General features: G+C 55.2%; 17 protein-coding genes. 11 read left to right on the top strand and 6 right to left on the bottom strand.

Annotation, left to right across the window (positions count from 1 at the left end; translation table 11 throughout):
* Positions 1–159: 159 nt before the first annotated feature.
* Together iolE and AC4FIC_RS05060 are read right to left on the bottom strand one after the other, a co-directional pair.
* Positions 160–1,059 carry a myo-inosose-2 dehydratase gene (iolE, locus tag AC4FIC_RS05065; protein WP_100258578.1) on the bottom strand — a complete coding sequence of 300 codons (900 nt, stop codon included), beginning with the start codon at positions 1,057–1,059 and terminating at the stop codon, positions 160–162.
* Between the two features lie 98 nt (positions 1,060–1,157).
* A complete protein-coding gene (locus AC4FIC_RS05060) occupies positions 1,158–3,086 on the bottom strand; it encodes a bifunctional 5-dehydro-2-deoxygluconokinase/5-dehydro-2-deoxyphosphogluconate aldolase (protein ID WP_100258577.1) in 1,929 nt (642 codons plus the stop codon).
* A gap of 364 nt (positions 3,087–3,450) precedes the next feature.
* Here AC4FIC_RS05060 and iolB point away from each other — a divergent pair, with 364 nt between their 5' ends.
* Positions 3,451–4,275: a 5-deoxy-glucuronate isomerase gene (gene iolB / locus AC4FIC_RS05055; RefSeq protein WP_273285759.1), complete on the top strand. Its 825-nt coding sequence runs from the start codon at positions 3,451–3,453 to the stop codon at positions 4,273–4,275.
* A gap of 69 nt (positions 4,276–4,344) precedes the next feature.
* On the opposite strand, the gene AC4FIC_RS05050 is transcribed toward iolB, so the two are convergent.
* A complete protein-coding gene (locus AC4FIC_RS05050; protein ID WP_273285760.1) occupies positions 4,345–4,545 on the bottom strand; it encodes a hypothetical protein in 201 nt (66 codons plus the stop codon).
* A gap of 158 nt (positions 4,546–4,703) precedes the next feature.
* Between AC4FIC_RS05050 and AC4FIC_RS05045 the strand changes: the two genes are divergently transcribed.
* From AC4FIC_RS05045 to AC4FIC_RS05020, 6 genes are all read left to right on the top strand, one after another.
* On the top strand, positions 4,704–5,540 hold the full coding sequence (locus AC4FIC_RS05045) for a MurR/RpiR family transcriptional regulator (protein ID WP_273285761.1): 837 nt from the start codon (positions 4,704–4,706) through the stop codon (positions 5,538–5,540).
* A gap of 370 nt (positions 5,541–5,910) precedes the next feature.
* Positions 5,911–6,864 carry a substrate-binding domain-containing protein gene (locus tag AC4FIC_RS05040; protein ID WP_287420312.1) on the top strand — a complete coding sequence of 318 codons (954 nt, stop codon included), beginning with the start codon at positions 5,911–5,913 and terminating at the stop codon, positions 6,862–6,864.
* Between the two features lie 84 nt (positions 6,865–6,948).
* Complete coding sequence (locus AC4FIC_RS05035; RefSeq protein WP_273285763.1) at positions 6,949–8,025, top strand: ABC transporter permease; 1,077 nt, start codon at positions 6,949–6,951, stop codon at positions 8,023–8,025.
* Positions 8,026–8,039: 14 nt separating this feature from the next.
* A complete protein-coding gene (locus tag AC4FIC_RS05030; protein ID WP_100258572.1) occupies positions 8,040–8,810 on the top strand; it encodes an ATP-binding cassette domain-containing protein in 771 nt (256 codons plus the stop codon).
* Positions 8,811–8,888: 78 nt separating this feature from the next.
* A complete protein-coding gene (gene iolG / locus AC4FIC_RS05025; RefSeq protein WP_273285764.1) occupies positions 8,889–9,893 on the top strand; it encodes an inositol 2-dehydrogenase in 1,005 nt (334 codons plus the stop codon).
* A gap of 235 nt (positions 9,894–10,128) precedes the next feature.
* Complete coding sequence (locus AC4FIC_RS05020) at positions 10,129–11,148, top strand: LacI family DNA-binding transcriptional regulator (protein ID WP_273285765.1); 1,020 nt, start codon at positions 10,129–10,131, stop codon at positions 11,146–11,148.
* Positions 11,149–11,237: 89 nt separating this feature from the next.
* Here the strand turns inward: AC4FIC_RS05020 and AC4FIC_RS05015 are convergent, their stop codons facing one another.
* The 3 genes from AC4FIC_RS05015 to AC4FIC_RS05005 are packed head-to-tail and all read right to left on the bottom strand — an operon-like array spanning position 11,238 to position 14,393.
* Positions 11,238–12,371, bottom strand: coding sequence for a Gfo/Idh/MocA family protein (locus tag AC4FIC_RS05015; RefSeq protein ID WP_273285766.1), 1,134 nt, complete (start codon positions 12,369–12,371; stop codon positions 11,238–11,240).
* A 9-nt stretch (positions 12,372–12,380) separates the two neighbouring features.
* Complete coding sequence (locus AC4FIC_RS05010; RefSeq protein ID WP_476194823.1) at positions 12,381–13,271, bottom strand: TIM barrel protein; 891 nt, start codon at positions 13,269–13,271, stop codon at positions 12,381–12,383.
* 18 nt (positions 13,272–13,289) lie between these two features.
* Positions 13,290–14,393 carry a Gfo/Idh/MocA family protein gene (locus AC4FIC_RS05005; RefSeq protein WP_273285768.1) on the bottom strand — a complete coding sequence of 368 codons (1,104 nt, stop codon included), beginning with the start codon at positions 14,391–14,393 and terminating at the stop codon, positions 13,290–13,292.
* A gap of 73 nt (positions 14,394–14,466) precedes the next feature.
* Between AC4FIC_RS05005 and iolD the strand changes: the two genes are divergently transcribed.
* The 4 genes from iolD to AC4FIC_RS04985 are packed head-to-tail and all read left to right on the top strand — an operon-like array spanning position 14,467 to position 18,979.
* The gene (iolD, locus tag AC4FIC_RS05000; protein WP_100258566.1) at positions 14,467–16,329 is read left to right on the top strand and encodes a 3D-(3,5/4)-trihydroxycyclohexane-1,2-dione acylhydrolase (decyclizing); all 1,863 of its coding nucleotides are present in this window, start codon (positions 14,467–14,469) and stop codon (positions 16,327–16,329) included.
* A 42-nt stretch (positions 16,330–16,371) separates the two neighbouring features.
* Complete coding sequence (iolC, locus tag AC4FIC_RS04995) at positions 16,372–17,322, top strand: 5-dehydro-2-deoxygluconokinase (RefSeq protein ID WP_100258819.1); 951 nt, start codon at positions 16,372–16,374, stop codon at positions 17,320–17,322.
* The gene (locus AC4FIC_RS04990) at positions 17,322–18,164 is read left to right on the top strand and encodes a 5-deoxy-glucuronate isomerase (RefSeq protein ID WP_100258565.1); all 843 of its coding nucleotides are present in this window, start codon (positions 17,322–17,324) and stop codon (positions 18,162–18,164) included. Before iolC ends, AC4FIC_RS04990 begins: the two co-directional genes overlap by 1 nt.
* Positions 18,161–18,979, top strand: coding sequence for a class II fructose-bisphosphate aldolase (locus AC4FIC_RS04985; protein ID WP_273285770.1), 819 nt, complete (start codon positions 18,161–18,163; stop codon positions 18,977–18,979). The genes AC4FIC_RS04990 and AC4FIC_RS04985 overlap by 4 nt, the downstream gene beginning before the upstream one ends.
* The last annotated feature ends 45 nt before the right edge of the window (positions 18,980–19,024 follow it).

Raw genomic sequence — 19,024 nt, 5'->3', positions numbered from 1 at the left:
TGAGTTTCTCAAGCACATCAGTGTTGAAACCAGCAGTGAGTTACCGGCGTCCGAAGCCAATAGTTGAAGAGCTAGGGTGTGCCATGCTTGCAGCGACCCTGGCGGAGAGCCAGGGCAGGTCGGGTACCCAGCGATAATGGGCACCCTTACGATTCAACCCTAAGCGTCGACGTCAATACCGGCGTCGGCACAGAGTCGGCTCAGGTTGGCATGGCCCAGCTTGGCATAGGTCAGGGGATGCGCCACAGCAGGATCCTGTTCGGCCTCAACGACTAGCCAACCGCTGTAGTTATGCGACTTGAGCACCGCAAAAACAGCCGGATAGTCAATAAAGCCGTCGCCGGGCACAGTAAAGGTGCCATTCAAAACCGAATTTAAGAAGCTCAAATTACGGTTTTTACTGTCCGCTAACACTGCCTTACGAACATCCTTGCAGTGCACGTGCTTGATACGCTGCGCATGTCGGGTTGCGACCGCAACAACATCCCCGCCGGCAAAGGTTAGGTGGCCAGAGTCGAGTAACAGACCGACGGCCTCGGAGGTACCGGCCATCAGGCGATCGATATCGTCCTCGGTCTCAATTACCGTGCCCATATGGTGGTGGTAAGCCAAGGCCACGCCTTGGCTTTGTAGGTATTCGCCGACCTTGTTGATCCGCGTAAGAAACTCCGGCCATTCAGCCTCGGTCATCTTCGGACGCTTGCTGACCGGGGTGTCCAGATCGCCATGGATGCAGCGGCTGACCTCGCAATAGACCATTACGGTCGAGCCCAGTTGCTTGAGTAAGTTCAGATGATCCTGTAGCGCGGCGATCTCATCCTCAACGCTGCGCTCCAGCAGTAGGCTGCTGTACCAGCCCGAGACCAGTACCAGGCCATGGGCGTCGAGAATAGGGCTGAGAATCTCAGCTTGGCGAGGAAATTTCTGACCCAGTTCGAAGCCGCTGTAACCGGCCAGCTTGCCCTCGGAAAGGCAGGTTTCCAGCGATGTATCCGCACCTAAGGCGGGAAGATCGTCGTTGGTCCAGGTCAGCGGGTTAATACCGATGCGTACCGTCATGTCATTACTCCTCAGCGCCAGCCGGGTTTGGACCGCAAGCTGGCTGATAAAATGTGTGTGGTTTTAGTTTAAATCGGCGGCTCTGTGGCTGGGCCAACCTAACCGCGATTCCGCCAGTGTTGAATAAGATCGAAGTAGTTATTGCCGACCTGTTCGATAAATTGTTCGTCACTAATCTCATTCGCCAACCAGCGATAGCTCTCCTTGGCCCAAAGGGTCCGCCCGACGGTAAAGCCTTTGCAGATATCAAACCCGGCGGAGTTGGCAAAGTCGCGCTTGAGCTCTTCAATAGGGGCATCCAGGCCTAACAACAGAATACCGCGGCAATGCGGCGCTCGGGCCTGAATCAATTGAGTCAACTTAGCCCAAGTGGCCGCAGAGGGTGCCGGCAGCTTCCACCAGTCGGGTCGAATGCCCAGATTGTAGAATCGTTGCAGCGACCGCACCAAGGTGTCTTCATCCTGTGCCAGCTCTCGAGGCGGGATCAGTTCGAGCAGTAACTCGTGACCAGAGACGCAACAGGCTTCGTAGAGTTCCTTGGCCTGACGCTCTTGCAGATTGCGCTGCTCTTGCGGCTGGTCGGGATGGTAGAAGATTAAGCACTTGACCACATGCTCCAGCGGCCACTCGCGCAATCGGCTGCCGATCGACCGTCCGCCTTCCAATTCAATGGGGTTAGAGGTCGGCAACTCGACCGGCCGACCGATCCACCAGCCTCGTCCGGTGAGATCATTGAGCGCCTCTTGCCCATAGGTATCATCGATCAGCACTCCGATATTGCCATCGAGCTGGGCCGCGTCGGCACCGTGCTGGGTGGCCTTGACCAAGAGCTGCTTAAGTAGGTTGATGCGCTGCTCATCGGTGCCGGTTTCTCGAGCCATATTAAAGAGTTGAATTCGGTGGTCATAGGCCAGGCCGAATATTTCATGCCACTTCGCTTTGCGCCGGGTGGTCACTCGATGCAAATAGTTGAGCTCGCGGTCCGTGTCGGGTCGAGCAATATCCGCGGCATGTTCGATATAATAATCAAGCTCTTCGGCGGACGGAATGGCCGGCGCACAGCCATGACGAGATACCACCAACGCCCCGCAGGCATTGGCATACTGGCAACAGGTTTGGTGATCTTCGCCGTTTAGCCAGCCGCGTAAGAAGCCGCTGATAAAGGCATCGCCGGCCCCAAGCACATTTAATACATCGACCCGAACGCCTGTGAAGACATCGAAATCCGCCTCAGATGGCGGAATGTCGCCGTCGAGCACGGTACAGCCCAGGGCGCCTAACTTGAGGACAATGGTGGCATTGGTGAGTCGGCGAATGGTTTTCAGTGCCGCGATGGTATCGGTCGTGCCGCCGGCTATATGCACCTCTTCCTCGGTTCCCACGATCAGGTCGAGATAAGGCAAGACGCTTTGCAGGTGCTTGCTGACATTGGCATCGGAGACAAAGCGGTTCTCGCCCTCGCCCATGCCAGTCAGCCCCCACAGTACAGGGCGGTAATCTATATCGAGCACGACCTTGGTGCCGGCGTCCTTGGCATAGTCGATGGCGGTCATACAGGCCTGAAATGTCGAAGGCTTAGACAGGTGGGTACCGGTAATCAACAGTGAGCGACTCGAGGCGATAAAGGTTGGCGTAAAATCGTCTTTGCTTAAGGCCATATCGGCGCAGTCGTTACGATAGAAAATGAGCGGGAAGGTGTCGCGATCTTTTATGCCCAGAATTACCAGGCCGGTTAGGCGTTCGCTATCGGTGATGACATGGCTGGTGTCGACGCCGGCAGCGTCAAACTCCTCGCGCACAAAACGACCCATATGCTCGTCACCGACGCGGGTCAGCATGGCCGAGCGCAAACCCAGGCGGGCGGTGCCGTAGGCAATGTTGCCCGATGAGCCACCGAGGTATTTCGCAAAGCTGCCCATGTCTTCTAAGCGAGCGCCGATCTGTTGGCCATACAGATCTACCGCGGCGCGGCCGACACAGATAATATCGAGATTACGCGCACCGACAGTCTTTTTTAGGTCGCTCATTTTTTTTAGTCCTCTGTATGTCTAGTTCTCTGCTTTTATAGGTATCTGTGGGGGCAGAGCGCAGAAAATTTTGGCGATAAAATTTTTTAGATACGACAGAATAGAATTTTTTTTCTATTTAGTCAAATATCTGGAAACTACATTTCACAATGTAACTTTCGCAAACAATATCAGTACCTTAGGGCGACCGATGAACACTAAATGATCAATTTCATTCGAAAAAGACCATAAAATAGAATAAAAATTCTAAAAAGAGCTTTAGTCCTGAACAAAGAGCCTTTAGTATCGATCGACATCAGCGCGCACGCTGAATCGTTTGTGGGTCCGTCACGTGCCAGAGCAAACCAACCAATTGAGGGAAACTATGTCTCGTTTACTGTCACCTGTATCAGAGCCCGATCAAAATGGCCGAATTCAACATATCACGCCAGAGTCAGCGGGTTGGGAATACGTTGGTTTCGAGGTTTATAAGCTGAAGGCGGGGCGATCACTCAAGGCCGACTCCCTCAACAATGAGGTCTGTCTGGTTATTCTCACTGGCAAGGCGAGCGTTAAGACGCTAAAAGAGTCTTGGTCGCATATCGGTGAACGCACCAGCCTATTCGAACAAAAAGCGCCATACGCGGTTTATGTGCCGCCGTCGGATGCCTACGAGGTAACTGCGGAAACCGATTTGGAACTTGCTGTATGTTCAGCGCCGGCCATGGGACAGTACCCAGCCCGGCTGATCACCCCGGCTGATACTCGATTTGAAACACGCGGCATCGGCACCAATCAACGTCACGTATGCAATATTTTGTTCGGTAATATGGCGGCTGAAAAACTTCTGGTGTGTGAAGTCATCACACCCGATGGCAACTGGTCGAGCTACCCGCCGCACAAGCATGATCGGGATCTGGCACCAACGGAGACAAAACTCGAGGAGACTTATTACCATCGTATCGATCCAGATCAGGGCTTTGTTTTCCAGCGCGTCTATACCGACAATCGCTCGATTGACGAGACCATGGCGATTGAGAATCACGGCGTGGTTATGGTGCCGGAGGGCTACCATCCCGTTGGCGCACCGCACGGCTATACCTCTTACTATCTCAATGTGATGGCCGGGCCAGCGCGAGAGTGGATTTTCCACAACGATCCGGATCACGCCTGGATTATCGAAGCCGATAAGTTGAAGGCCTCACGTTAGGGCGCCGTAAGAGGCGCGCTACAGTCGTTGGCGGGGCGACAAAGCCAATCCGTAGTCGCCTCAATAACGCTATTGTTCAGGCGCTTCGGGCAGCTCGAAGGTGTAGAATAGGCGGTAATAGCAATAGATTGCCATGGCACCCGTGAGCATGCCCCAAAATGGACTGCCCGCAACCAGCCATTCGAAAAGGGTCCACAACAGGCAGACTGTGGTGACAGCATAGCGCCGCCAGACCGGGCGAAAGAACTCTAAATCTTGATCTCTAATCATCTTAAAACCTTAATGCGAGCTTGAATAACGATGGTAGCCGAGACAATAGGCTGAGTAGGAGTATGCCTCAAGCCAGACCATTTTTCGGCAGATTTTTTATAGATGATGTTTAGGTCAGTGGATTTAACCGCCACAAATACTAAGAGAGCGCATCGATAATGACACACACGCCTGCTAAGACGCTCGCTGAACTTAAAGCGCAAATCACGGCAAACCAGACAAACTTGAGTAAACGTTTGTTCCAGGTCGCCCAGTACCTGCTCGATCACCCCAACGAAATTGCGTTCGGCACCGTCGTGGTGATTGCGCGTGATGCCGGGGTGCACCCGTCCACTCTCGTGCGCTTTGCGAGCTCTTTTGGCTACAGTGGTTTTTCAGAAATGCAAAATCTATTCAAAGAGCAGTTGCGCGCCGAGGCGCCCAGTTATAACGACAGAATGCGCATCGCCCGAGAGTCCGAGGGTGACCAGGCCGATGCCAACCCGATCAGCCTGTTGCGTCAGTTTTCCGCAGCAAATTCCTCAGCCTTGGACCAACTGGTGACAGATGTCGACCTGGCTCAGCTTGAAAAGGCCGAGCAGCTGCTCAATGACGCCCAGACCATCTATGTGATGGGCGTGCGCCGGGCCTTTGTTGTCGCCTCTTATTTTGGCTATGCGCTGCGTCACGCGGAACGGCGCGCGTTTTTAATTGATGGTGTGGGTGGCTTGACGCAGGAGCAAGCCAGCTCAATGGGCGCAAATGATGTTCTCATTGCGATCAGTTTTCATCCCTATGGCCAAGAAACGCAGAACGTTGCCCGCGATGCCTTTGCCCGCGGCATACCCGTGGTACTGATCACCGACAGCCACTTAAGTCCACTTGCGGCACAGGCGACTGCGGTCCTGGCAGTGCAAGAAGCGTCGATTCATGGCATTCGGTCCTTGTCGGCTTCGCTTTGCGTGGCTCAGGCCCTGGCCATAGGTCTGACCGATCCGACTCGCGTCAAGGCTTAACCCGTTGGCCGGCACACCTGATCGACCCGCTATTCGTGCCCTGCAAGGGGCCTCTTTGATTGGGCCGCCGACAATGGGTTTGCGCACCAAAATGAGGCTTATCAAAACTTATTGGAATATTTATTCTAAATTATTGTGATTTGAAATTATTGTTGCTAGAGTGTTTCGGTAGCTGCAACACAGGGTTTGCAAGCCAAGAAAGATCAGCACAATTCGTACAGGCCGCAGGGTTAGGGCGAAGCTGGTAGTTTCTGCTTGCAACCGGTTGCAAAAGCTCTAAATAAGTGTTTGGATAGAGAGGTTGCCCCACTTGGGGTTCTGGACAATAAAAAAAATTAACGGGTGGACCAGACACCTGCCGGAGATAAAGATGAAAAAAACATTACTGGCGGCTAGTCTCGCCTCTGCTTTGTTTGCCCAAGCTCACGCAGCTGACACGTTAACCTTCGGGTACGCGGCTTATCTGTTTGATGACAAGTTCTCGACCATTTTGCGCAACGGTGCAGAAGCCTATGCGGAATCATTGGGTCATGAAATGATTCAAGTCGATGCAAACAACGACCAAGGTCGTCAGATAGACCAGGTCAATAACTTTATCGCCAACGGCGTTGATGCGGTCATCATCCAGTCGGTCGATTCTTCAGCGGCCCAACCAATGACTAAAGCATTGGCCGATGCCGGCATCCCAGCTATCTACGTTAACCGTAAGCCAATACCGATCCAGCAGTTGGGTTCTATGGCGGCCTATGTTGCCTCAAATGAGATCGAGTCTGGTACGCTGCAAACTTTTGCAATGTGTAACCAACTGCGTGCCGAAGGCAAAGCAGGCGGCGCTCGCGGCTACTTGCTGATGGGTCAGTTGACCTCTGAAGCGGCCATTCAGCGTACTGCGGATGCCGAGCAAGTAATGGGCTTGGATATGTGTAACTTCATGACCTTGGTCGCACCAAAGACGACCGGTCAATGGCAGCGTACTAAAGCACAAGACATCATGACTAACTGGTTGTCTACTGGCGAGCCGTTCGACTTCGTTATCGCGAACAATGACGAAATGGCGATGGGTGTTGTTCAAGCATTGAAATCTGCTGGTATCGATATGGATACAGTGGTGATCGGTGGTGTTGACGCAACCGATGATGCAATCGCTGCAATGAAAGGCGGAGATCTGGATGTAACTGTCTTCCAGAACGCTGCTGCTCAGGGCGAAGGCGCTGTAAACGCGGCCATCAAGCTGCTCAATGGTGAAAAAGTTGACCGTGAAGTATACGTGCCATTCGAGCTCGTCGTACCGTCAAATGCGGATCAGTACGCGAACCGAAACTAAGTAAGATTGTTATACTGGGGCTCATTCTTGAGCCCCTATTCTTTTCAAAAACATACTTCCCCATAATCCCCAGGAGATAGTGTCATGGCTGGTTTAGCACATGGTCTTGGCGGTCTTAAGTACGACCCTAAGAAACGTCATCGTCCACCCGAACTAAATGTCTTTGTTGCATTCGTGGTAATTGTTTTACTGTTTGAGATACTGGGTCGACTCTTTGTTGGTGATAGTTTCCTTTTCAATACTCGTGACGGCATCGATACCTTATTTAACGAAGCGCGTCTGCGAATCATTATTTTACAAGTTGCTATTATTGGCATCATTGCCTTGGGTGTGACCCAGGTGATCATCGCCGGTGGTATCGACCTCAGTTCGGGCTCAATTGTTGGCGCTGCCGCAATGGTCGGAACGATGTTTGCTCAGAGCTCCATTAACCAATATGGAATGGAGAATACCGCCCCTGTGTTGGGCATAGCCTTCCTTGATCTGCCCGTTATTGTTGCGATCGTTGCGGCACTGGCCGCAGGTTTGCTCGCGGGGGTGATCAATGGTCTGTTGATTGCGTACGGTAAGATACCGCCCTTTATTGTCACCCTAGGCATGATGCTGTTTGCCCGGGGTGTGGCCAACTGGACCACGAAAGGTAAGCCTATTTCGTATCTGCAGGAAGATTACGCCGCGATTGGCGCAGGTATGACCCCGGTGTTTATCTTTTTAGGTGCCGCCCTGGTCATGCACCTGTTACTCAAATATACCCGCTACGGTAAGCATACCTACGCCATCGGTTCGAATGAACAGGCGGCGCGGATGTCGGGCATCGATGTCGATCGACTCAAAGTTCTAATCTATGCGATCGCCGGTTTCCTCTCGGCCCTGGCGGCCATTGTGCTCAGTTCCAAGGCGTTGACTGGCCAATCTGGCATGGGCGTGATGTACGAACTGGATGCGATCGCGATGGCGGTTATCGGCGGCACTTCGCTCGCCGGTGGTCGTGGTTCGGTACTGGGTACTTGCATCGGTGCGTTGATTTTCGGTGTTATTATTTCTGGATTTACCTTTATGAAGCTTGATGCTTTCTACCAGGAGATGGCGAAGGGAGCCATTATTGTCGCAGCCGTGCTGCTCGATCAATGGCGAGCGCGGCAACAAGCAGCGCGTAATTAATAGAGGATTTCGAGATGAACGATATAATTCTAAAAACCGAAGGCCTCACGAAACACTACGGTGGCGTTCAGGCCCTGGTGGGTGCGGACTTCGAGATCCGGCAAGGTGAGCACGTCGCCATTATGGGCGATAACGGTGCCGGTAAATCGACCTTTGTACGGCAGATTACTGGCGTCGAGCAACGCAGTTCTGGCAAGGTTTATTTTGATGGCCAGGCGGTTGATTTCGCCGGCCCGCTCGAAGCACGAGAAGCTGGCATTGAAACGGTGTTCCAGAACCTAGCCTTAGCCGACGCGCTGAACGTGCCGGATAATTTATTTTTGGGTCGTGAAAAGTTCCTGTTTAAATGTGGGCCCTTTTCGATTTTGGATTTTAAGGCAATGCGCAGCGAGACGCTCAAATCACTCGAGCGTACCGGCGTAAAGATTCCTAACGTCGATAACCCGATCAGTAATATGTCGGGCGGCCAGCGTCAGTGCGTCGCGATTGCGCGTACTGCGACCTTCCATTCAAAACTGACCATCATGGACGAGCCGACGGCCGCCCTGGGTGTGCAGGAGACGGCGCAGGTGGAAAATATTGTCCGGACGCTCAAGGAGGCCGGTGAGCCATTGATCCTAATCTCGCATAATATGCGCCAAGTCTTTGATCTAGTCGACCGCATCGTGGTGTTCCGACGTGGCCGCATTGTCGCTAACCTGCGCAAAGAAGATACCTCGGGTGAGGATGTTGTCGCCTATATTACTGGCGCAAAAACCGACCCTGCGTACGAGGTGGATGCCTAAGCATCTGCCGGTTAACGGACGTATTTTTAATCTTACTCAACAATTATATGTTTAGGCCGGGCCTAACGGAGCAAAATCATGACAATTCGCATTGGTATTTTGGGTGCAGGGCGCATTGGTAAGGCGCATGCTGCTGCCATCGCTGCAACAGCAGGCGCCACCCTGGTCGCCATCGCGGAGCCCTTTGCCGCCGCTGCGCAGGCAATGGCAGATCAATATGGCTGTGATATTCGGACCATTGATGATATCGCCGCGGCGAATGATGTCGACGGTGTGATTATCTGCACCCCGACGGACACCCACGCTGACCTGATCGAACAGTTCTGTCGCGCCGGCAAGGCGGTGTTTTGTGAGAAGCCTGTCGATCTCAGTTTGCAGCGCGTCAAGGAATGCTTAAAAGTCGTCAATGAGACCAAGGGTACTTTGATGGTCGGTTTTAATCGCCGCTTCGACCCGGATTTTATCGGGGTTAAAACGGCAATCGATGACGGTGCGATCGGCAAGGTCGAGATGGTATCCATTACCAGTCGCGACCCTGGCGCGCCTCCGGTCGATTATATCAAGCGTTCCGGCGGTATCTTCCGCGATATGACCATCCATGACTTCGACGTGGCGCGTTGGTTGCTGGGCGAAGAGGTAACCACAGTCCAGGCTGCAGCATCGGTTCTGGTCGATGACGAGATCGGTAAGGCGGGCGATTACGACAGCGCCAATATCTTGCTGACCACTGCATCTGGGCGTCAAGCAGTGATTTCGAACAGTCGTCGGGCAACCTATGGCTATGATCAGCGGATTGAAGTGCTCGGCTCTAAGGGCTTGGTGTCAGCGGAGAACCATCATGAGAATCGAGTCACGATCGCCAATGCCGACGGCTTTCAGCGCCGGCCCCTGCTGAACTTTTTTATGGAGCGTTATATGCCGGCGTACGAAGCCGAGATTCGGGCCTTCGTTGCGGCGGTTGAGGACGGTATTGCACCGCCCACGACCGGGCATGATGGTCTGATGGCAATGGCCTTGGCAGATGCTGCTTTGAAGTCGGTCGAAGAAGGGCGTGCGGTGCACCTTTCTGAGATTCTGGTCTAGCGACAACCGGCTCATCCCTGTTTAAGGCGATGGGCCGTTTAGCTGTTCTTTTCCCCGCTGGGCGAGTCCTGGTCGCTAATTTATAGCTCATTGGAGCAATTCCCATCCGTCTGCCACGTCGAACGTTTAATCGACGGCTTCTCGGACTCTTCACGCAGCCTATCGTGGTAGTATGGTAAAAGGCTTTCGACACCCGTTGAGATGCTAATCGAACATTACCCTAACTGGATACCGAGTGTCTCGTACAACGAAGAATCGTGTCACGCTAGCAGAGGTTGCTAAGCTTGCCGGCGTTAGCCGCAGTGCTGTTTCGCGCAGCTTTACCGTCGGGGCGTCCGTCGCGCCGAGCACCTTGCTGCGTGTGCGCGAGGCGGCCACGGAACTGGGTTATCGGCCCAATATACTAGCGCGCAGCCTGACCACCGGCCTGACCGGTCTGGTCGGTCTGGTGGCCAACAACTTTCACAATCCCGTCTATCTTGAGTGGTTCGACATCTTTACCCGCCTGCTGCAAGCGCGTGGACTGCGCACCCTGTTAATTAATCTCACCGATGAAGTCGAGCCGCTGCGCAGTTTGGATCTATTGATGCAATATCAGGTTGACGCTGTGGTGGTGGCGACCTCAACCCTGCCGATCAGCTTTGCCAGCGCCTTTGCCGAAGCGGGCTTGCCGGTGGTGCATGCGTTCGGGCGCGACAATGATGGTGACTTTGATGTGGTTGGCATCGATAACCGGGAAGCCGGACGAATCGCAGCGCGCCGTCTACTGGCTTGTGGTTACCAGAGTGTTGGCTTCCTAGGCGGGCCTGAGAGCTCGACCTCGACACGCGATCGTTTGGCGGGCTTTATGGATGTTGTCGAAGCACATGCAGGGGTCCAGTTTCAAATTGGTTATTCTCAAACCTACAGTTTTGAAGGCGGCTTTGAGGCGATGCAGGTGTTAATGGCCGGTGAACTAGCGCAGGGCTATTTTTGCGGTGATGATGTGGTCTCTATCGGTGCTATGAGCGCGTTGCGCCGTGGCGGTATCCAGGTACCCGAAGCGGTTGGCATTATTGGTTTTAACAATGTTGAGATGGCGGCGTGGGACAATATTCGCCTGACCACGGTGGCCCAGCCGCTGGCCCAGATTGTTGAGGTAACGGTAGACTGTTTGCAAGCCCAGCTGCAATCTAAAGAGGCTTACCAGCCCAGCGCTAAGCTGTTGCCGTGCCAAATCATCGAGCGCGATACCTTGCCCAAGGCCCTCAGCTAAACTGCGGCCAAGCTCTAAACTTAATGATCCCTAAGCTGCTAAACAACCCCGCTCGCCATCCGGCGAGCAGGGCTGCCTGATCGGCCTCGCTAGAGCTCGACCCACTGACCATTATTGTTGCCAGAGCGGGCCACTGCGGCAATCGCACTGATGGAGTCTGCCCCGGCTTCGACCAAGGGCACCAAGCCCAAGTCCGGAGTTTGACCAGCCTTAAGCGCATGAATTGCGGTGGCCAGTTCAGAGTAGATATTGCCAAAGGCCAGGGGCATGCCTTCGGAATGACCGATGGTCACTCGACTGGAGCGATCGGCCTCAGGTGATAAACCGCCCTCACCGCGTTCGATGATCTGCGTTCGGCCGCCCAGCGGGGTGTAAAAGAGCTGGTTCGGTTGCTCTTGGGTCCAGCGCAACCCGCCGGTTTCACCAAACACCTGAATGCCCAAGCCATGTTGCCGACCGAGCGCGCAAGAAGAGGTCCAGAGACGACCGACGGTGCCTTCAGACATGCGAAAATTAACCATCGCATCATCTTCTAAGGTTCGGCTCGGGATCAGGCTGACGCAGTCCGCCGAGAGGCGTTCAACGCGCTGATTGGTGACAAAGGTGGCCAGGTGCAAGGCATGAATGCCGCAGTCGGCGAATTGCGCCGAGACACCGACCATCTCCGGATCATAGCGCCAGCGCACGCGCGGATTATCGGCATCGGCGGCATCGGCATGATGACCGTGGGCGAACTCGGTAAAGACCATGCGCACCTTGCCGATATCTCCGCGCGCGACCATGGCACGCATATGACGCACTAGGGCGTAACCGGTGTAGCCATAATTGACGGCGCATATTTTGCCACTCTCGCGGGCCACCCCGATTAGGCTTTGGGCTTCTTTCGGCGTCATGGTGAGCGGCTTTTCGCATAAAACGTTAAAGCCGGCCTCCAAAAAGGCCTTGGTGATCTCAAAGTGGGTATTGTTCGGCGTGGCAACCGTGACCAGATCCACCCGGTCGGCCCGTGCAGACTCGCCGGCAAGCATTTCGCGCCAGTCACCATAGCTTCGGCTTGGGTCCAACCCGAGCTCTTGGCCATAGGCTCGACCCTCCTCGGCGCGATGGTCTAGTGCGCCGGCGGTAAAGTTATAGAGGCCATCGAGCCGCGCCGCAAGCCGATGCGCCGGTCCAATCTGACTGCCTCGGCCACCGCCGATTAAGCCCCAGTTTATTGTTGTCATCTGTATCTCCTAAAAGCCCATACTGGCTAAAAATTCGCGGTTGGTGATGGCATCGCTCAGGGGTGACACCTCGAGCAACGGATCGCAATCCTGCTCGACGGTCATCCAACCTTGATAACCACGTTGGGTAAGTAATTTGTGCAATGCATCGAACTTCACTTCACCCTGGCCGAGGTTGCAGAAGATACCGTCGCCACAGGCTTTATAAAAGTCGGTACGTTGCAGGATGACATCGGCTTTGATCTTAGGATCGATGTCCTTGCAGTGGACATAAGCCAAACGATCGTAATAGCGCTCCATAAAGTTAATCGGGTCGAATCCGGCGTAGGTTTGATGCCCAGTATCGATGCACAACTTAAGCAGATCGGCGTCGACCTCCTGCATCAAGCGCTCAAGCTCATCATGGAAGTCCATAAAGCCTGCCGCATGACTGTGGATGCTGACCGTTAGGCCATAGTCGTCACGCGCCATCTTTGAAACGGTTTTGATGCGCTCGACAAAGCCCTGCCATTCACTGCTGCTCAGTTGCTCGGCCTCAGATGGGCGTCCAGCCGTCGGTGCGCGCCGCGCTGATATTGAATCGATTAGCACCAGGTGCTGAGCACCCTGAGAGGCCAATGCCTTGGCGGTTCGTTCCGCTGTGTCGAAGACTTCTGCGAAGCCATTGGCGTCATGGAAGGGTTGGAACACCACGCCGGCCGTTAAGGTCAGGTCTTCTTTTTGTAAGGCGTCGTCGAGTTGCGCCCGATCTTCGGGTAGGTAGCCCACGGGGCCTAACTCGATGCCGCGATAACCGGCCGCCGCACAATCTTGTAACACCTGTTGCCAGGGTGGATTACGGGGATCGTCCGCAAATTCAACACCCCAAGAGCAGGGCGCGTTACCAATACGTATTGCCATTATAGTTAGTATCCTAGGTTATTTGTTTGCAAGGCTGATCCAGCCAGAGGTCTTGTGGGATGCTCTAATACCATCCATGACGCGCATTACGGCCACGCCGTCATCGAAGGATGGCCACGCAACGGTATTGGACAGAATCGCCTTAAAGAAGTTGGCTTGTTCGATAATAATCTGGTCTTGAAAGCCGGTGCCGTGCGCGGGCCCCTGACAAAAATAGCGGTAGTCGCCGTGATCCGGGCCGGCCAGAATGCGTTTGAAACCGGCGTTCGGTCCATCTTCGGGTTGATAGAGCCAGAGCGCGTTTTGATCTTCCTGATCGAAGCGTAAGCTACCGCGGGTGCCATGGATCTCATAGGCGTAGCGCATTTTGCAGCCATGTGCGACGCGCGAAAACGACAACAGGCCATTGGCACCGTTGGCGAATCGGGTCATCAGCTGCACCTGGTCGTCATTGCATGGCGTGCTCGGATCTTGGTCACGCACTTCGGGTCGGCTGGTGATATCGGCGACCAGTGCGTTGATCGGTCCACATAGGGTTAGGGCGCACTGCAGCATATGGGGTGCGAGATCGCCGAGTGTGCCATTGGCATCGCCGAGCAGGCGCCAATTGCCATCGCCGGAGCCAATTGGGGCCATAAAGTCTTCATTGTGCTCGCCGCGAAACCAGGTGATGTCGCCGATCGCGCCATCGGCAATCAGCTGGCGCGCATGGGCCGTGGCGGGCGTGTTGATGTAATTGTAGCCGACCAGATTTACTATATCCTTGGCCGCTAGGGCAATCTCGGCCGCCTCGGCGGTATTGCGGCCCATGGGTTTCTCGCACAGCACCGGCTTGCCGACTGCAGCGCAAGCGCGTACATAGTCTAGGTGGGTGTCCTGCGGCGAGGCGATAATCACCGCATCGATCAGATCGGAGTTGATCAGCTCCTCTGGGCTATCGAAAGCTATTCTCGCGTCAAACTTTTTGGCATAGCGTTGTGCGCTGGCGGGCGAGGATGCCGCGATGCCCGCCAATACGATCTCAGCGTCGAGTTCGAAGACCGCACTGACGCTGCGCGCCGCGACAGAATGGGCTTTACCCATATATCCGCCACCAATAACCCCCACATTTATTATTTTCATATATACTCTGTTTGCAACCGGTTGCAAATGTTATATCTTGTTGACCTTAGAAAATCAATAGTGGGAGTTTAAAATGTCTGAAACGGTACGCTTAACCACAGCACAAGCGATCATAAAGTACCTCGAGAACCAATGGATCGAGCTTGATGGCGAACGCCAGCGTATCTGTGGCGGCGGGTTCGGTATCTTTGGCCATGGCAATGTTACCTGCCTGGGTGAGGCGATGTATGAAGCGCATGACAAGCTGCCGCTTTATCGCGGTCAACATGAGCAATCTATGGGTTTTGCTGCGGCGGCCTATGCCAAGTTTTATCGGCGCAAGCGCTTTATGTTTTGTACCGCATCCGCCGGTCCCGGTACCGCGAATTTAGTAACCTCATCCGCCTTGGCAATGGCCAATCGGTTACCCATGCTAATGTTGTGTGGTGATAACTTCTTGACCCGGTTGCCCGATCCGGTGCTGCAGCAGGTCGAGCATTTCAACAACCCCAGCTTGGGGGTCACCGATAGCTTTAAGGCTGTGACCCGATATTGGGACCGCATTACCCACCCCGCGCAAATTTTGCAGTCTTTGCCGCAAGCGCTTGGGGTCATGTTGGATCCGGCCGATTGCGGCCCTGCCTTTATCGGCTTGCCGCAGGACGTGCAGGGTTGGACCTACGATTATCCGGTGTCATTTTTTGAACCGGTGGTGCACCGTGTGCGCGCCATCATGCCCGACCCGGTCGAACTGGAGCAGGCCGCACAAGCCTTAGCTAAGGCCAAGACGCCGCTTATTATCGCCGGTGGTGGCGTGCAATATGGTGATGCCATCGAGGAATTGCGTGCCTTCGCCGAACGGCATCAGATTCCGGTGGTCGAGACCATCGCCGGGCGCGCCAACTTGCTCTGGGACCATCCGCTGAACTGCGGCCCAATTGGTGTCACCGGCTCGGAGTCGGCCAATAATTTAGCCAATCTGGCCGACGTGGTGCTCTGCGTTGGCACGCGCCTGCAGGATTTTACCACCGGTTCGTGGAGCGTGTTTGCCCTAGAGTCGGCGTTAATCAAGATCAACCCGGCACGATTCGATGCGCTCAAACATCGGGGTACGGCAGTCGTGGCCGGCGCGAAAGAGAGTTTACCGGCCCTGTCCGCCCTAATGGGTGCGTTTCACAGCAGCCCTGCTTGGCTGGCCACGGCAGCGCACGAAAATGCCAGCTGGGCGTTGATCCGCGCGCGCAACACCGACAGTCAACAGGGTCCTAACCGTTACGCCCAGGTGATTGGCGTGATCAATGGCATGTGCAGTCCTGAGGACCGTATCGTGGCTGCCGCCGGTGGCTTGCCGGCGGAACTGGCGGCCAATTGGCGCACCTTGGCAACCAGCTCGGTGGATATCGAATTCGGTTTCAGTTGCATGGGTTATGAGATCGCCGGTGGTTGGGGCGCCCGTATTGCCCAGAGTGAAACCCAGCCCGACAGTGACACCATTGTGTGGACCGGTGATGGCTCCTATCTGTTGATGAACTCGGATATTTACAGCGCCGTGCTGACCGAGAAGAAACTGATCATCATGGTGCTGGATAATGGCGGCTTCGCGGTGATCAATAAGCTGCAGAAGGGCAAGGGTAATGAAAGCTATAACAATCTCATTGCCGATACGCCCACCGCCAGTAATCAGCATCGGGTCGATTTTGCCGCCCATGCGCAGAGTATGGGTGCCACCTCTGAGCGGGTCGACACAGTCGATCAGTTGCAAGCGGCTTTTCTGCGCGCTAAAGCCTCGACCAATACCTATGTCATCGTGATGAACGTCGATCCCTATGACGGTTGGACCACCGAGGGTCACGCCTGGTGGGAAGTGGGCACGCCAGCCATTTCCAATTCGGCCAGCGTTACCGCCGGGCATAAAGAAGTTGAATCCGGTCGCGCCCGTCAGCGCAAGGGGGTCTAAGTGTTATCCATTCTGGCGTCGTCAGACCTACCGTTTTTGGTTATGGGCCGGGCCGGAATGGATCTTTATCCACATCCGCCCGGCACTCGTATTGAAGAGGCGACCAACTTTAGCGCCGAGCTGGGTGGTTCCAGTGGCAACATTGCCGCCGCGCTGAGCCGATTTGAACAGCCGACCTGGCTCGCCACGTCGGTCTCCAATGACGCGGTCGGGCGCTTTGTGGTGCAGCAATTGGCGAATTATGGCATCGCGACAGATCTCCTTCATACACTCGACGGCGACGTCCGCACCAGCCTGGCCTTGGCCGAATCGCGCATCGAAAACCAGCAAACCGTTATTTATCGCAATCAGGCGGCTGACTTTCAGATGAGCGTTGCGCACATCGAGGCGATCGATTTCAGTCGTTTCCGTGCGGTCGTGGTCACCGGTACGTGTCTAACGCTCGAGCCGTCTCGGGCCGCCACGCTCTTGGCCTTGAAGCGTGCCAAGGCCGCCGGTGTGCTCACTGTGCTTGATCTGGATTATCGGCCTTACTCTTGGCAGAGCGCCAGTGCCGCGCTGGAGGTTTATCAACAGGCGGTCGAGTGCGTTGACCTGCTAGTCGGCAACGACGATGAGTTTGGTCATATGTCCGGCAGCTATGCCCAGGGCGAGGCCTATGCGCGCTCGCTGGCGTTGCGCAACAAGTGGGTCATCTATAAGCGTGGAGCCCAGGGTTCGCTGGCCTTTGCGCCGCAGGGTCCGGCCATTGAGACCGGCATCTACTCGGTTACTGCGCTCAAACCCATTGGCGCCGGTGACGCATTCTTAGGCGGGTTGTTGGCGAGTCTGTCACGCGCCGAACCCTTCGCGACGGCGCTGCTCCAGGCCAGTGCCTGTGCCGCCATTGTGGTGGCCCGCGTGGGTTGTGCCCCGGCGATGCCAACCCTGGCCGAACTCAACGAATTTCAGGCGGCCCACTCGGCCGACCAACATCCTATTGGAGATCTGTGATGCACATTAAACCCTTTGATAATCAGAACAAACCGATCGTTGACGTCGACCACGATCGCGTGCCACTGAACTATTTTAATATAGTGAAACTCAAGCGCGGTGAAGTCTTTCAATACAGTGTGGCCGGCTATGAAACCTGTATCGTGCCGGCCACTGGGCGCATCAGCGTGTCGGTCGAGGGCAATGCGATCGGTCAGATCGGTCTGCGCAGTGAAGATGTCTGGGACGCCGAGCCGGAAGGCATTTACGTGCCTACCGCCATGGCCGCTGAAATTGTCTGTGACTCCGAGCAGGCCGAAATCTTTATCGCCGGTGCCAAGTTTGATCAAGTTTTGGAGCCCTTTGCGGTCTTTGCCGATGATGTTGATGTGATTCAATACGGTTCGGATGACACCAAGACCCATCGTAAAATAAAACACATTCTCGGCATGAAGCAGCAGGGTCGGGTTGGCCTCTTGTTGGTGTCAGAACTCTTTACCGTGGGCGAGGGCGGTTGGTCCGGCTTCCCGAGTCACAAGCATTCCGACGATCGCGGCGATGCCGAGACGCACCACGATGAAACCTATAATTTTCGTTTTAAACCGAACAACGGCTCTGCGCTGCAAATGTTGCAAGCGACCGACGGTGAGCCCGGCGCGGCCTTTCACGTGGTCGACGGCTCGACCTTTATTATCGATAAGGGCTATCACCCCTGCTGCGTTCTGCCCGGCTATCAGATGTATTACTTCACCATTCTCGGTGGCTTAACCAAGCGCGGCTTAACGCCGCATTTTCAGGCCGAACATGCCGGTCAGTTAGAGACCATTCCGGGTATGAAGTCGATGTGGTCTGCGTTCAAATGATCGCCAATCTGCGCGACGTACTGCAAGATGCCGCGCGTAACCACTATGCCGTGGCCGGCGTGGTGTGCCTCGGCTGGGAAGATATGCGCGGCTATGCTCGGGCGGCGGAAGCCGAACGGCGACCGCTTATTTTGCAGGCCGGACCGGGTTGTCGCAAGCACACACCGCTGCCGATCTTGGGTGCCATGATGTGCCATGTGGCCGATAGCGTGAGCGTGCCGGTGGTCGTGCATCTGGATCACTCACGCTCCATCGATGAGTGTCGCGCCGCACTGGCGGCCGGATTCACCGGTCTGATGTTTGATGGCTCGCATCTGCCGCTACTCGACAATATTGCCCAAACACGCGCCGTGGTTGAGTTGGCCCAGGGCCTCAAAGTCGGGGTTGAGGGCGAGATCGGTCAAGTCGGTTATGCCGCCGGCGCGGCGTCCTTGGGCACCGACGCAGAGGAGGCGCAGCTGTTTGCCCAGCGTACCGGTGTGGACGCGATGGCCGTATCGATCGGCAATGTGCACCTGCAAACGGACAGTGTCACCCGGCTCGATGAACAGCTGCTGCGTCAGATTGAGGCGCTGACCGATGTGCCCCTGGTGATTCACGGTGGCTCCGGTGTCGACCCCAAGCAACGCGCTGAGTTGGGTCGTTCTTCGGGTATTTGCAAATACAATATTGGTACCGAGCTGCGCCGCGAATTCGGTCGCGAGCTGCGCCTTATTTTGGCCGAGCATCCGGAGCGCTTCGATCGCAATGAAATATTCAGCGATCTGGAAGACCGCATGGTCGAGGTCGCCCGACGGATGTTGCGCTCGCTCTAAGGCAGACTCATCTTAGCCCGCCCTGAGTACCCTAGGCCGCCTTTC

Source organism: Reinekea sp., from assembly GCF_982785585.1.
This window is presented reverse-complemented; position numbering and strand designations above follow the sequence as displayed.